This window comes from Methylobacillus gramineus, assembly GCF_020532675.1.
GTDB classification, from domain to species: domain Bacteria; phylum Pseudomonadota; class Gammaproteobacteria; order Burkholderiales; family Methylophilaceae; genus Methylobacillus; species Methylobacillus gramineus.
In genome coordinates this window covers 658952-672118 of sequence record NZ_JAJAVE010000001.1, presented here as the reverse complement: position 1 = coordinate 672118, position 13167 = coordinate 658952, and the positions used below count along the sequence as shown (strand labels likewise).

Sequence of the window (13167 nt, the reverse complement as noted above, 5' to 3'; positions counted from 1 at the left end):
AACCTCCAAGAATCCAGCACACTACATTACACAGTAGGAATGGCTGATTGATACATCCCTAGCACACTTCGTCCTCTATCTCATTGCTATTACTAGACCTCATAGTGCGTTTTGCTTTTAGCCAATATGTTTCAACACTCCCTTTACCTTTGATCTCAACCAGCCCTCTTGGCTCAAATACATAATCATCCTTCAGCAGTTGATAGCTTGCTGCTGATACCTGGATTTCATTTGGCAAGCCTGTATGTTCCATTCGACTGGCGACATTCACGGCATCCCCCCATAAATCATAACTAAAGCGTGTGTTACCGATAATACCGGCGACCACGGGGCCGCTATTGATCCCAATCCGCATGGCAAAAGGCCTGCCCGCTTGCGTTGATAACTCAGCAATCACACTAGGCACTTCCAACGCCATTTCTGCAATGATATGGGCATGATCCACCCTGGCATCAGGAGCTCCTGCCACCACCATATAGGCATCGCCTATCGTCTTGATCTTCTCCACCCCATACTTCTCGGCAAGCTGATCAAACCTTGAAAATACCATGTTGAGCAAATCAACCACTTCGGCTGGTGGCAGGTCTGCCGATATCCGTGTGAAATCGACTAAATCCGCAAACAGAATCGTCACCGCCTCATGGCTATCTGCTATGCGCTCATTACTGCCGCGCAATCTATCCGCCACCGATCCTGGCAAAATACTACGCAATAATCGCTCAGAGCGTGCTTGCTCCAAGGCAAGCGCTTCCATCACCTTGGATTTTTGCGATTGAAAATAGCGCATTGCGATATACAGAATGGTCGCGACCCCCGCCATATTGATCACAAAAAAGCTGTTTTTCAGGGCTTCTGGTATGGGCAAAGCATGCCCTGCAAATACAGCATTCAAGTACCAGGAAATAGCCGCCAGCACGGTAAACAGAAGAAACCAGGGCGTAGATTGCTTGGTGCCCAAGATCATCAATGCGCCAACAGGTGAGAGAATGGCCCAAAAAGCCACGCCACTTGACGCCTGAAATCCGCCAATCACCCATTGCATAAAAAATGGCATGACGAGCAGCATGACCAGCTGGGTAAAGGTAAACGAGTCGAACCGTTTTAAACGATAAAATATAAGCAGGCTACTATATGAGATGATGATGTAGACATAAGGCACGGCGGCCATGAATGCATAGCCTTCACCCAGGCTGGACAAGGCAAATATCCAGAACACGCATACCAGGCTTTCGGCAAATACCAGGAATGACAAAATCACTGTCCCCAGCACCATGGCAGTATCAGTGCCAAAAGCACTGCCCAACAAAGGCCGCAAGAGCCGCATCAAATACCGGTTAATTTGAGGCATGCAGGTGTTCTCTTCTTATTTTAGTAACCTCGCTAATCGTCACAATATATATGAAGCTATGGCTATAAGCCATCTCTTTACCAAGCAGCTATCTGTGCAATTTGCTGGCTGTTAATCAGGGAATTGAGGTAGAATCTTGGCTGGCGGGCCTCCCCGCATTGCAAAGTAGCCAACCTGGTCAGGTCCGGAAGGAAGCAGCCACAACTACTGAAGCAAGTGCCGGGGGTTTGGCTCGCCTCTTAAGATACTGACTTACTGATGAATTTCCAATGCATCAGTAATGCCTTGGACCTAAAGGTTTTGTTTCCGGCTTTACTCAGTAGTAAGTCACTTTGGGCCTGAGATGATGCAGACATCCATAACGCATGACACCATTGAGTTTACAAGCCCATGAGCTATCAGGTTCTTGCCCGAAAATGGCGTCCCAAATCATTTGATGCGCTCGTAGGTCAAGAGCACGTCGTACGTGCACTCACCAATGCCCTTGAGCAACAGCGCCTGCACCATGCCTATCTGTTTACCGGCACCCGCGGGGTAGGCAAAACCACCCTCTCTCGTATCCTGGCCAAATCCCTGAATTGCGAAACAGGCATCACCGCTCGGCCATGTGGCGTATGTGCGGCCTGTGTTGCGATTGATAAAGGCAGTTTTATTGATTACGTAGAAATGGATGCGGCTTCCAACCGTGGCGTGGAAGACATGACCTCGTTATTGGAGAAAGCCGTCTATGCGCCTACGCAGGGGCGTTATAAAGTCTACATGCTGGATGAAGTGCACCAGCTCACCGGGCATGCATTCAATGCCATGCTGAAAACGCTGGAAGAACCGCCAGCCCATGTCAAATTCATCCTGGCCACCACTGATCCCCAAAAAGTACCAGTGACTATTCTTTCCCGCTGCTTGCAATTCAACCTGCGCCAGATGTCTAGCAGTGGTATTTCGGATCATTTGCAGCATGTACTGCAACAGGAAAACCTTCCTTCAGAACCGATTGCCCTGCAACTGATTGCGCGCTCTGCCAATGGCAGTATGCGCGATGCGCTCTCGCTGCTGGATCAGGCTATTGCCTATGGCGGCAATAGTGTCAATGAAAAAGAAGTCCGCGCCATGCTGGGTGCGATAGACCAGAGCTACCTGTTCGATTTGCTCAACTCGCTGATTGATCATGATGGCGCCGCCCTGCTTCAGCAAGCACGTGCCATGGAACAACGTACGATTTCTTTTGATGCTGCCCTGAATGATCTCGCCAACTTGCTGCATCAGGTTGCCATTGCCCAAACCGTGCCTGAAAGCATCGCCAACGATCATCCCGAACGTAGTGCATTGCTGGATATTGCGGCCAAACTGGATGCAGAAAAATTACAGCTTTACTACCAGATAGCCCTGCTTGCGCGGCGTGACCTTGGATTGGCACCCGATGAGTTTGCTGGCTTCACCATGGCTTTACTGCGCATGCTGGCATTTAATCCTGGGGAACAGAAACCATCTGCACGGGCAAATGTACCGACCAATCGCAACACTGTAGAGGCTACAGAAACCAGACGCGGTGCCAGTGCTGCCCTATCCATGGCGACCAGCAAGGCTGAGGAAAAGCCAGCACCAGCACCTGTAGCACAAACAGATGTTGAGCATTCATATACAATACAAACAGCAAGTATCCCAGCTGCCGCCCAAGAACCAGAATACAGGCCTGTCGCCCAGCACTACTCGGTATCGGCAGAAGATACTCAACATATTGAAACACCTATTACATCACCAAGCACGACGGCAGCTGATATGGAAGTTTCTTCCCTCACCAGAAACTTTGATGGTAACTGGCGCACGCTGGTTGACCGCCTAAAGCTTGGCCTGGCAAGGGCGCTAGCCCAAAACTGCGAATTGGCCCACTTTGACGAGCAGAACATGACGTTTTCTGTCCCGCCATCGCAGAAACACCTGCTGGGCATGGGCTATGAAGAGAAACTACAAGCCGCTGTAGAACAGCACTTTGGCAGAAAAATAAAACTGCACTTCGATATTGGCGGCAGCGGCAACACGCCCGCTCAGCAAATCACTCATGAAAAAGCCGCCCTGCAGTCCTATGCAGAGGATGCCATCAATAATGACGGATTCGTACAGGCACTGGTCAACGACTTTGGTGCGCATATCATTCCGTCCAGTATTAAACCACTTCAATAAATACAATCTACTAAAAGGAACAAAGACATGATGAAAGGTGGCTTGGGTAACCTGATGAAGCAGGCCCAGCAAATGCAGGACAACATGAAACGTGCGCAGGAAGAACTGGCCAATGTTGAAGTTGAAGGCCAATCCGGATCGGGCTTGGTCAAGATTGTCATGAGCTGTCGTAACGAAGTGCGCCGTGTGAGTATCGATGATAGCCTGCTGAGCGATGATAAAGACATGCTGGAAGACCTTATTGCCACGGCCTTCAACGATGCCGTACGCAAGGCAGAAGCTACATCTCAGGAACGCATGAGCGGCCTGATGGCAGGCATGCCCATTCCTCCAGGCATGAAACTGCCATTCTAGAAAGCTAAGATAGCCCATGCGCAACCCTCCTGCCCTGGAACAACTGGTTGAAGCCCTGCGCTGCTTACCTGGTGTTGGGCCTAAGTCAGCTCTGCGCATGGCCTATCACTTGCTGCAACGTGATCGCAAGGGCGCTGGGGCTCTCGCACAATCGCTGGACAAAGCACTGCAGGTCGTCAGCCATTGCAACCTGTGCAATAACTTTAGCGAACACTCGGTTTGCCCCCTGTGCGCTTCTGAGAACCGAGACAAGTCATTACTCTGCGTAGTAGAAATGCCCAGTGACCTGATGATGCTGGAACAAACCCACTCCTACCAGGGCATGTATTTTGTACTCATGGGTCGGCTGTCGCCACTGGATGGCATAGGTCCGCGTGATATCCACCTGGACAAGCTGATCAAGCGTGCGCAGGACGGGGTAACGGAAGAGGTCATACTCGCCACCAATTACACGGTCGAAGGTGAAGCCACCGCCCATTATGTGAGTGAGTTGCTACGCTCGCGAGGACTTAAAGTCAGCAGGATAGCCAGAGGGCTTCCCATGGGCGGGGAAATTGAGCATGTGGACAGCGGAACGCTGGCACAAGCAATGCTCGAACGTCGCAGCGTACGCTAACCTTGCTTATTTAAATCGCGCTTTAAATACAAGTATTACATCAGCGAGTGCTCTGCAAGTGCAGTTTGCCAGTCAGATAGCGCAGGAAGCAACTCCAGCGGGGATTTAATCGCATAATCTGCGCCCCATGCCAATGGAGTATCAGCCGCATCAAGATAGCCATACAAAGCCACGACAGTCGGCATGCCTGCTGCAATCCCGGCCTGTATATCCCGCTCAGCATCGCCCACATAAATACATACTTCAGGCTTTGTCGATGTTTGTTCGCATGCCATGAACATAGGGTCAGGATAAGGCTTGGGGCGCGGTGCATCATCCGCACACACCAGGCATGCCAGACGTTGCTCCAGCTTTAATGCCGCAACCAATGGCTGAGAAAAGCGCCTGGGCTTATTGGTCACAATCCCCCACCTCATGCCCAACGCTTCAATCTTGGTCAGCACCTCATCCATGCCATCAAACAAGGTCGGCGCAGTGGCAAACACTTCATCATACAATGCCAGATATTCATCGCGCATGGTATTGAAGCCCTCATCAGCGGGGGTGAGGCCAAAACCAATACCAAGCAGTCCTTTTGAGCCATGTGAGGCATAAGGCCTGATCAGCGCCTGATCCAGCGGTTGCAAACCATGACGCTGGCGTTGGATATTCAGTGCCAGGCCCAGGTCAGGTGCGGTATCAGCCAAGGTACCATCAAGATCAAATAAAACCAGATGATGCATGCGTCACTTCACCGTTTGCAGGATGTAATTGACGGAAACATCCTCATTTAATTTGTATTGCTTAGTCAGAGGGTTATATCCCATACCCTTGAAACCCACTACATCCAGCCCTGCTGAGCGGATCCAGGATGACAATTCTGAAGGCTTGATAAATTTATCGTAATCATGAGTGCCGCGTGGCAACATATTCAAGACATACTCAGCCCCCACCACAGCAAACAGATATGCCTTGGGATTGCGATTGATGGTGGAAAAAAACACTTTCCCACCCGGCTTGACCAGCCTAGCACATGCATTCACTACGGCTGCCGGATCAGGCACGTGCTCGAGCATTTCCATGCAAGTCACCACATCAAAACTCTCGGGGGCTTCACTGGCCAGATCCTCTACCGAAATCAATCGATAATCCACCTTGGCCCCGCTTTCATAACGATGTAGCTGCGCAACTTTCAGCGCCTTCTCACCCAGATCTATGCCAGTCACCTCAGCCCCTCGATCACTCATGGACTCTGACAAGATGCCGCCGCCACAGCCTACATCCAGCACTTTCTTACCGGCTAGCGACGCATGACTATCAATATAATCAAGCCTGAGCGGATTAATTTCATGCAATGGCTTGAACTCACTGTTCTTGTCCCACCATTTATGCGCCAGCTCAGCAAATTTCTGCAGCTCGGCTGGATCTACATTTAAACCCCGTACTGACTCAGTTGGGTTTGCCATATAGCACTGATCTCCTTTAATTCGGCAGGTTCCATATTGGCATAGATGCCCTCCTGCCCTTCAAGTTGCTGATACCTTAATTCGCCAGCTACCCACACATGGCTAACATGCTCGCGCCCTAGGCTATAAACCAGGTGTGAAATCGGTTGAAAATAGGGCTGTATTTCGCTTGCCGTCATTTTGACCGCAACAACATCAGCCAACTTACCGACTTCCAACGATCCGATCTCACCCTCCTGCCCTAGCGCCCTGGCTGCATTAATAGTGGCCATCTCCAATGCCTGGGCGGCCGGCAAGGCAGTGGCATCGCCACTGGTGCCTTTGGCCAGCAAGGCTGCCAGACGCATCTCGGCAAACATATCCTGCCGGTTATTGCTTGCGGCCCCATCGGTGCCTATGGCTACATTAACACCGGCTTGCAATAAGCCTGCAACAGGCGCAATCCCATTGGCCAGCTTAAGATTCGATGTTGGGCAATGGGCAATGTGGCATCCATAACTAGCCAAATGATGAATTTCTTCCGGCTCAAGATGCACGCCATGTGCAGCCACTAGATTAGGTCCTAGCAAGCCCAACTGCTCAAGGCGTTGCAAAGGGCGCATCCCATATTTGGTCAGGCTCTGTGCAATCTCATCGCGGCTTTCGTGCAAATGCGTATGGATATTCAGGCCTAGCTGTTCAGCGTAGGTAATAATATTCTCAAACGTCCGATTTTCTACTGTATACGGGGCATGAGGCGCAAGGCTGGCCCGCACCAAAGAGTTATCTCGCCAGGCATCTCGGGCTTCCAAGCCCTTTTGCAAATAATCGTCCGCATCATTGGCATAAGCGGTGGCAGACTCCATCACTACCAGCCCTACATTGACACGCATCCCCGCCTTGACTGCAGACTCAGCAACCTCATTCGGGAAGAAATACATATCATTGAAATACGTCGTCCCACCGGCAAGCATCTCCGCACACCCCAAGAGTGTGCCATCACGCACAAAATGTGGCGAAACGAACTGTTTTTCTGCAGGCCAGGTATATTGTTGCAACCAGGTCATTAATGGCAAATCATCTGCCATCCCTCGCATTAATGTCATGGCGCCATGCGTATGCAGATTGATCAGCCCAGGAATCAGAACATGCTCGTTCAGTATGAGAGTTTGCAAGGCAGCATACTTCAGCCTTGCCTGTTCAGTCGGTAAAATATCGACGATACGTCCTTGATCAACAATCAGCGTGCAGTGCTCAAACAGCTGATTACGCGGTACAACGGGCACAATCCAACGCGCCTCTATGGCGGTCTGTACCTTGCTCGGGATATTTTGTTCAGAATTGTTCTGGTCGTATGTGCTCATCTGATCAACAACATAAAAAAGCCCCGCAGAGCGGGGCTTTTTCAACGGGGACGATTAATTATTCGCCAGCGCGTTGTACTTCAATTTCAACCACTACACGGCGATTTGGTTGCAGGCATTCAATTGCCTTTTTACCACGTACACCAGTGCACTCAGCTACAGGCTCAGCTTCACCCTTGCCAACTGCGTGCAGACGGCTTGCATCAATACCTTGGGAAACCAGGTACTTCTTGACTGTATTGGCACGACGCTCAGAAAGCTTCTGGTTGTATGATGCATCACCAACACGGTCAGTATGACCTGTGATCAGGATCAACTCAACTTCTGGGTGAGCCTTCAACTTTTCAACCACATCATTGTTCAGTGCAGTCTTACCTTCTTCTTTCAGATTGTCCTTATCGAAACCGAACAGAACTTCAGAAGACAAAGTCACTTTCTCAAATGCTGGTTCAGCTGGACCAACTGGCGCTGGAGCTGCTTCAGCCACTGGCTCTGGAGCTGGCTCTACAGCTGCAACTGGCTCTGGAGTTGGCTCTACAGCAGCCACTGGCTTAGGAGCACCAAAACGGAAGATAGCACCCAGATTCAGGTAAGTGTTACCAATAGTTTCGCTACCACCGGAAAGACCCAATGCAGGAACTGAATCAGTTTCCGCACGGCTCCAAACATGACGCAAGTCAGCTTGCAGACCGAAAGATTCGTTGATCAGGTACTGAGCACCAAAACCTACGTTGGCCATCCAGGAAGTTTTCTTACCACCAATGTCTGTACCATTTACAGAGTAGTCAACATTATTGCGGGCAGCACCAACACCAGCCAGCAAGAATGGACGGAACTTGTCACGGCTAAACAGGTAAAGAGCATCTACACCAAACAGGGTTTGGCGATACTTACCGCTAACACCATCAAGGTCATTACCAACACTATTGTGGCTCAGGCCAACTTGCACATCCCAGTGTTCGCTGATTTCCTTACCAAATTTCAGGAAGCCACCTACGCTACGAGGCTTAGCTTCAAGATCGCTGTCTGCGTGCAGAACATTAACACCTGGTAATGCATACCAAGCGCCATCATAAGCAACTTCATCAGCTGCAGCTACAGATGCGCCAAACGCAAACACACCTGCGATTGCTAGGCTAATCAGATTTTTTTTCATTCGATTTCACTCCTGGATGACTAACGGACGACTAGACTATACTCAATGCGTATACACCACGCAACGCTGAAAGCGCTGAAATCAAACCAGATCAGCATTTTCAGCATATGTGTTGTTATTATACAACACTAATTTTATTGCAGACACCTGCGTTTTACTCAGTTTTGCAACACGATTGAAATCTTCACACACCGCTCCTCTAACGCCAATGTAAGAAGGTTTCAGTTTATTCAGTTGTTTTATATTTTCAATTCTTAATGATCCAGCCAAGCCTGTTTGCAAGCCATGTGCAGATTCCACAAAATCTTGTAATTGATGCATAGACATATGGCTTAGCAGATGACTTCCATTCTTACGGGCAGTATCCAGCATCACACCAAAGAAACCCGCCTGCCTGAGCTGATGCACAACGGCTAAATCAGGACTCAAGTCTGCCATCAATACTGCCACAATCGAGATACTCTGCTGACTGATCAATGGTTTTAAAGCAGCAATACATGCCTCATGCTGCAAGGCTGTCCCAAAAAATCCAACCTTGACGATATCTACCCCGCAGGCAGCAACTGCTTTTACCGCATCCAGGATCAACTCAGGCTCCATCGGCAAATCACCAGTAGTCGCGCTGGTAATACGCCGACCATCAATCGCCAGCACCGCCTGTTCTATCACACTCAAGGGCAAAGCGCCCAAAGCGCCCTCCAGAGGATTCTTCAGGTCTATGATATCAGCTCCGGCTTCTAACGCCTGCAAAGCCTCTTCGACATTAGTCACACTTACCAGCAGCTTGATCATGCCTGGTTTGCTCCATTGATACCGGCCTTATAATTTTCAACCTTGTCGATCAACCATTGCCAGGCCTGCTTCTCACGTTCGCCAGCGGTCTTTTCAATCGCAATATTGAGATAGCGAATCTCATCATCGATTTTCTCAAGCGGTAACATATGCAAACGGCTGACCAGTACCGCCAATTCAATAACGGCAGCTTGCGCACGATTGAAACCACGGAATGGCGCATGAGTTTCGCTGTGACGTACCTGAAAATATAGCTCTGGGCGATGGGGATTATCCTTTACCTCAACCAGCTCCAACTCCTGATGTGCCAGCGCAGACTCAAGTACATAACCATTCACCGTGGTTGCTTTGCGTAAAGGCCATGTGCCATGTCCGGTCAAACTACCGGCAAATACCCGTACATCATCCGTAAAATTCAGCACAGCATGACCAGTGGTCAGCAGGTTATCGAGTGTGACGGAAGGTCGGAATGGGGCAATCAATACCAGACCGTCGCGCTCCCTCACACCAAAAGGGGCAATATGAGGCTGACCTTGATTATTCAGTGAGATCAGTATGCTTTCGTAAATCATGCGTCAGGCGCTTTCACTATCTTTCGTGGGCCGCAAGAGGGCTCAGTATCTTCTTCAATCTTACGTGGTCCACAAGCCACCTCTGCATCTTGTTCCACTCGCTTCTCACGCTTATCCTTGAGCGAGGCATCTCGATGTGACACCCTGCCCTCCTGGTCCTTATTGGGCGTAGCACATCCCCACTCCAGCTCCTCATCCTGGCTATAGCGTTTTTTCAATTGCCAGGCGATCTGCGCACGTGCCAATTCCACCCCAAGGTAGAACGCATGTGATCCATCATTATCAACATTAAGGTGTGGATAGAGCTTGAACGGATCGATATCGCAATGTATTCCATCGCGGTTGAATACATGCATGCCCTCTTTGCTAATAATGATGCGAAAACTGGGATCCTTGATCTGTAGCGCGAGCTCTTCTACCTCTTCCGGTGTATAGGTGAATGGCCGCTTATCATGCAGCCCTAACAAACCATTACTGTAATCGCGTGGCAATCGACTTTCTTCGCGTGCTGCATACATGATGCGGCGGGCAATATCAGCTTCAGCCACGGCATAAGTGGCATGCGTACTCACTGAGGTTGCAAGCACGGCATTGATCTTCAGCTCGGTAATGATGCCAAACAACATGGCATTGATACCTGTGGTATCTGCATCGGTAAGCTCTGTCAGATTTCCGACGCCCATCATGATATCGATGTCTGGATAACGCTTGCGCAGTCGCTGATAACGCACAATGGAGTCGGCAAATCCGAATGGAATAGGATCAAGAATCGCATCCGCGATAAATGGCTTACCGCGCTTGAGCATGCCCTCGATTGCACGATAAAGCGAACGGGGATTGGTGGGTGTTGTAGGAATCAGGATAGGCGTGGACTCAACCTCGTCCGCAATCCACAAGGTTTTTTCTGTCAGGCTCAGCAGATAATCGGCACCTGACCTGCCGGCCAATAACAGATCATCGGTATTCAAAGAGTCTACACTGACCTTGAAGCCCTCCTGCTTGAGTGCCTGAATCGAGTCCACCAGATGGGGAAATGGGGTATTGGGCAAACATCCCAGATCCACCACATCGGCCCCCTGGAGGCGAAACTCCAAAGCACGAGCCACCACACCCTCTACCGTGAGCTGAGGCGCTTCGACAATTTCGGCAAAAATCTTGACATCAAACATGGACAAATCCGGCTCGCGCCCTCCCCGACCAAAGAACTGTGGCAAATCCTTCAAATCATCAGGACCACGCTCCACAGGCACACCGTACTTTTCTTCCAGCAAACCCAGGTCTCCACGACAAAGCCCTGGCACGATAATACGGTCAGCGCCATTCGCATCAGCTAAGCGGCGCATAATCAATTGAGGAGTAAGCAAAGCGGCAACTGAGACGCCGAGTTGAGCCACTTGATAGCTGAACTCGGTGGGCTGCATTTCTTCCAGCACCTTGTTCAGGCTTTTTTCGGCAAGTTTACCGGTCAGGAAGAGGAGGTTTTCAGACATGCCAGCCTAGCCTGAATTGCTGCCTGCAATTGCTGCATATCGCTTGCCACCGTGGTTTCCTCAAAGGTTTTGAGTTTTTCCATGTTGTCCAGGTCAATACGTCGCGGATAGACTTTAACCATATGCTCACGCGGCGCTTCTGACTCAACTTCTGGTTCTGTATCACAGGCAAAGACGATGCTGGGTACGCCACATTTTCCAGCCTGCGCATAGATATTGGTGACCAGTGTATCTGAAATACCACAGACCATTTTCGCCACAGTATTGGAAGTGGCGGGAGCAATCACAACCGTGTGATAGGCGCCAAAATAGAACATTTCTACCGGAACCGCACTGGCAGTCTTGTCCTGAAAAACTTTGGCCACTTTATGCTTGTATCCATATTGCTGCAGAATCTCTGCCGCCGCACGGCTCAGGAAAAGATCCACCTCTTCCAGTTGATCGATTATTTCCAGGCATTCACGTAAATAATGACCTGAGCCGGTAATCGCCCAGGCCAATCTTGGTTTTTCTACATTCTTCACGACAGCAACTTAAATCTGGAATGGATGACGAAGAACGATAGTTTCATCGCGTTCAGGACCGGTAGACACAATATCAACCGGCACATCACACAAGGCCTCCAAGCGCCTGAGATAAGCCCTTGCATTCGCAGGCAAGTCTTCCCAGCGATTGATACCGAACGTATTTTCATCCCAGCCCGGCAGGGTTTCATAAACCGGTTTGCAGCGCGCCACATCATCGGCGCCAATGGGCAGCAGGTCTATAGATTTACCATCCAGCTCATAGCCGGTACAGATATTCAGCTCTTTAATGCCATCCAGTACATCCAGTTTGGTGATGCACAGACCACTCAAGCCGTTAATGCGCGCAGAGCGACGCAAGGCAGCAGCATCAAACCAGCCGCAACGACGCTTGCGCTTTGTCACGGTACCGATTTCCCGGCCCTTGTCCGACATCTGGAAGCCAGGAGACTCTATGGATTCAATATCCAGCTCACTCGGGAATGGGCCACCACCAACACGGGTGGTATAAGCCTTGGTAATGCCCAGCACATAATGCAACATGCTTGGTCCGACACCAGTACCCGCAGCAGCCTGACCGGAAATACAGTTCGAGGAAGTGACATAGGGGTAAGTACCATGGTCAACGTCCAGCAACGTGCCTTGTGCACCTTCAAACAACAGGTTTTCGCCCGCTTTGTTGGCTGCATACAGGGCTGCAGAAATATCTGCCACCATAGGCTGTAGCAACTCGGCCTTGGACAATGCTGAATCGAGCTGCTGTTGCAGGTCAACTGCCTCTGCATTCAGGTATTTGGTCAGTACGAAGTTGTGATAATCCAGCACTTCTGCCAGCTTTTCAGCAAAGCGTTCTGGATAAAATAGATCGTAAACACGCAGAGCCCGTCTCGCGACTTTATCCTCATAGGTTGGGCCTATGCCTTTACCTGTAGTGCCTATCTTGCGGCCCGGCTCACGGGCAGCCTCACGCGCTTTATCCAGACGTACGTGATAATCAAGAATCAATGGACAACCCGGACTCACCTTGAGTCGATTGCGCACTTCAAGTCCGGCTTTTTCCAGACCATCAATTTCATAGAGCAAGTGGCCAGCATCCAGCACCACGCCGTTACCGATATAGCACTTGACACCTTCCCGCACAATGCCGGAAGGCACCAGATTCAGCTTGTATTCACGCTGGGCTGCGCCCTGGCCAATCACTAGGGTATGACCAGCATTATGACCACCCTGAAAGCGCACAACGCCCTGGGCATGATCCGTCAGCCAGTCAACAATCTTACCCTTACCCTCGTCACCCCACTGGGTACCGATCACGACGACGTTCTTACTCATGAATAGACCTAAATAAA

General features: G+C 50.3%; 13 protein-coding genes and 1 other RNA gene. 4 read left to right on the top strand and 10 right to left on the bottom strand.

The window, feature by feature from the left end; translation table 11 throughout:
- Positions 1-58 precede the first annotated feature (58 nt).
- Positions 59-1348 (bottom strand): adenylate/guanylate cyclase domain-containing protein, encoded by a 1290-nt coding sequence (locus LG201_RS03150; RefSeq protein ID WP_226770722.1) that lies wholly within the window; start codon positions 1346-1348, stop codon positions 59-61.
- Positions 1349-1490: 142 nt separating this feature from the next.
- On the opposite strand from LG201_RS03150, the gene ffs reads away from it, so the two are divergent.
- The 4 genes from ffs (at position 1491) to recR (ending at position 4496) form a co-directional block, all read left to right on the top strand.
- Positions 1491-1588: signal recognition particle sRNA small type (ffs, locus tag LG201_RS03145), an RNA gene on the top strand.
- 150 nt (positions 1589-1738) lie between these two features.
- Positions 1739-3526: a DNA polymerase III subunit gamma/tau gene (dnaX, locus tag LG201_RS03140; RefSeq protein WP_226770721.1), complete on the top strand. Its 1788-nt coding sequence runs from the start codon at positions 1739-1741 to the stop codon at positions 3524-3526.
- A 27-nt stretch (positions 3527-3553) separates the two neighbouring features.
- Positions 3554-3880, top strand: coding sequence for a YbaB/EbfC family nucleoid-associated protein (locus tag LG201_RS03135; RefSeq protein ID WP_226770720.1), 327 nt, complete (start codon positions 3554-3556; stop codon positions 3878-3880).
- A gap of 16 nt (positions 3881-3896) precedes the next feature.
- Entirely contained in the window at positions 3897-4496 is a 600-nt protein-coding gene (gene recR, locus LG201_RS03130) for a recombination mediator RecR (RefSeq protein ID WP_226770719.1), read from the top strand.
- A gap of 35 nt (positions 4497-4531) precedes the next feature.
- Here the strand turns inward: recR and LG201_RS03125 are convergent, their stop codons facing one another.
- The 9 genes from LG201_RS03125 to LG201_RS03085 form a co-directional block, all read right to left on the bottom strand.
- Positions 4532-5218 carry an HAD family hydrolase gene (locus tag LG201_RS03125; protein ID WP_226770718.1) on the bottom strand — a complete coding sequence of 229 codons (687 nt, stop codon included), beginning with the start codon at positions 5216-5218 and terminating at the stop codon, positions 4532-4534.
- 3 nt (positions 5219-5221) lie between these two features.
- Complete coding sequence (ubiG, locus tag LG201_RS03120) at positions 5222-5941, bottom strand: bifunctional 2-polyprenyl-6-hydroxyphenol methylase/3-demethylubiquinol 3-O-methyltransferase UbiG (RefSeq protein ID WP_226770717.1); 720 nt, start codon at positions 5939-5941, stop codon at positions 5222-5224.
- Positions 5908-7284, bottom strand: coding sequence for a TRZ/ATZ family hydrolase (locus tag LG201_RS03115; protein ID WP_226770716.1), 1377 nt, complete (start codon positions 7282-7284; stop codon positions 5908-5910). The genes ubiG and LG201_RS03115 overlap by 34 nt, the downstream gene beginning before the upstream one ends.
- Positions 7285-7342: 58 nt before the next feature.
- The gene (locus LG201_RS03110) at positions 7343-8440 is read right to left on the bottom strand and encodes an OmpA family protein (protein ID WP_226770715.1); all 1098 of its coding nucleotides are present in this window, start codon (positions 8438-8440) and stop codon (positions 7343-7345) included.
- A gap of 81 nt (positions 8441-8521) precedes the next feature.
- Positions 8522-9232, bottom strand: coding sequence for a (5-formylfuran-3-yl)methyl phosphate synthase (locus tag LG201_RS03105; protein WP_226770714.1), 711 nt, complete (start codon positions 9230-9232; stop codon positions 8522-8524).
- Positions 9229-9804, bottom strand: coding sequence for a DUF447 domain-containing protein (locus LG201_RS03100; protein WP_226770713.1), 576 nt, complete (start codon positions 9802-9804; stop codon positions 9229-9231). The genes LG201_RS03105 and LG201_RS03100 overlap by 4 nt, the downstream gene beginning before the upstream one ends.
- Entirely contained in the window at positions 9801-11294 is a 1494-nt protein-coding gene (locus LG201_RS03095; RefSeq protein WP_226770712.1) for a DUF6513 domain-containing protein, read from the bottom strand. The genes LG201_RS03100 and LG201_RS03095 overlap by 4 nt, the downstream gene beginning before the upstream one ends.
- Positions 11270-11818 carry a flavoprotein gene (locus tag LG201_RS03090; RefSeq protein ID WP_226770711.1) on the bottom strand — a complete coding sequence of 183 codons (549 nt, stop codon included), beginning with the start codon at positions 11816-11818 and terminating at the stop codon, positions 11270-11272. The genes LG201_RS03095 and LG201_RS03090 overlap by 25 nt, the downstream gene beginning before the upstream one ends.
- Positions 11819-11827: 9 nt before the next feature.
- Positions 11828-13150 (bottom strand): adenylosuccinate synthase, encoded by a 1323-nt coding sequence (locus LG201_RS03085; protein WP_226770710.1) that lies wholly within the window; start codon positions 13148-13150, stop codon positions 11828-11830.
- Between the last annotated feature and the right edge of the window lie 17 nt (positions 13151-13167).

Bases quoted from the DNA above. Each gene is read 5' to 3' on its own strand.
- LG201_RS03115 (WP_226770716.1), bottom strand. From the start codon at position 7,284: ATGAGCACATACGACCAGAACAATTCTGAACAAAATATCCCGAGCAAG.
- LG201_RS03150 (WP_226770722.1), bottom strand. From the start codon at position 1,348: ATGCCTCAAATTAACCGGTATTTGATGCGGCTCTTGCGGCCTTTGTTG.
- LG201_RS03100 (WP_226770713.1), bottom strand. From the start codon at position 9,804: ATGATTTACGAAAGCATACTGATCTCACTGAATAATCAAGGTCAGCCT.
- ubiG (WP_226770717.1), bottom strand. From the start codon at position 5,941: ATGGCAAACCCAACTGAGTCAGTACGGGGTTTAAATGTAGATCCAGCC.
- LG201_RS03135 (WP_226770720.1), top strand. From the start codon at position 3,554: ATGATGAAAGGTGGCTTGGGTAACCTGATGAAGCAGGCCCAGCAAATG.
- dnaX (WP_226770721.1), top strand. From the start codon at position 1,739: ATGAGCTATCAGGTTCTTGCCCGAAAATGGCGTCCCAAATCATTTGAT.
- LG201_RS03095 (WP_226770712.1), bottom strand. From the start codon at position 11,294: ATGTCTGAAAACCTCCTCTTCCTGACCGGTAAACTTGCCGAAAAAAGC.
- LG201_RS03110 (WP_226770715.1), bottom strand. From the start codon at position 8,440: ATGAAAAAAAATCTGATTAGCCTAGCAATCGCAGGTGTGTTTGCGTTT.
- LG201_RS03125 (WP_226770718.1), bottom strand. From the start codon at position 5,218: ATGCATCATCTGGTTTTATTTGATCTTGATGGTACCTTGGCTGATACC.
- LG201_RS03105 (WP_226770714.1), bottom strand. From the start codon at position 9,232: ATGATCAAGCTGCTGGTAAGTGTGACTAATGTCGAAGAGGCTTTGCAG.
- LG201_RS03085 (WP_226770710.1), bottom strand. From the start codon at position 13,150: ATGAGTAAGAACGTCGTCGTGATCGGTACCCAGTGGGGTGACGAGGGT.
- recR (WP_226770719.1), top strand. From the start codon at position 3,897: ATGCGCAACCCTCCTGCCCTGGAACAACTGGTTGAAGCCCTGCGCTGC.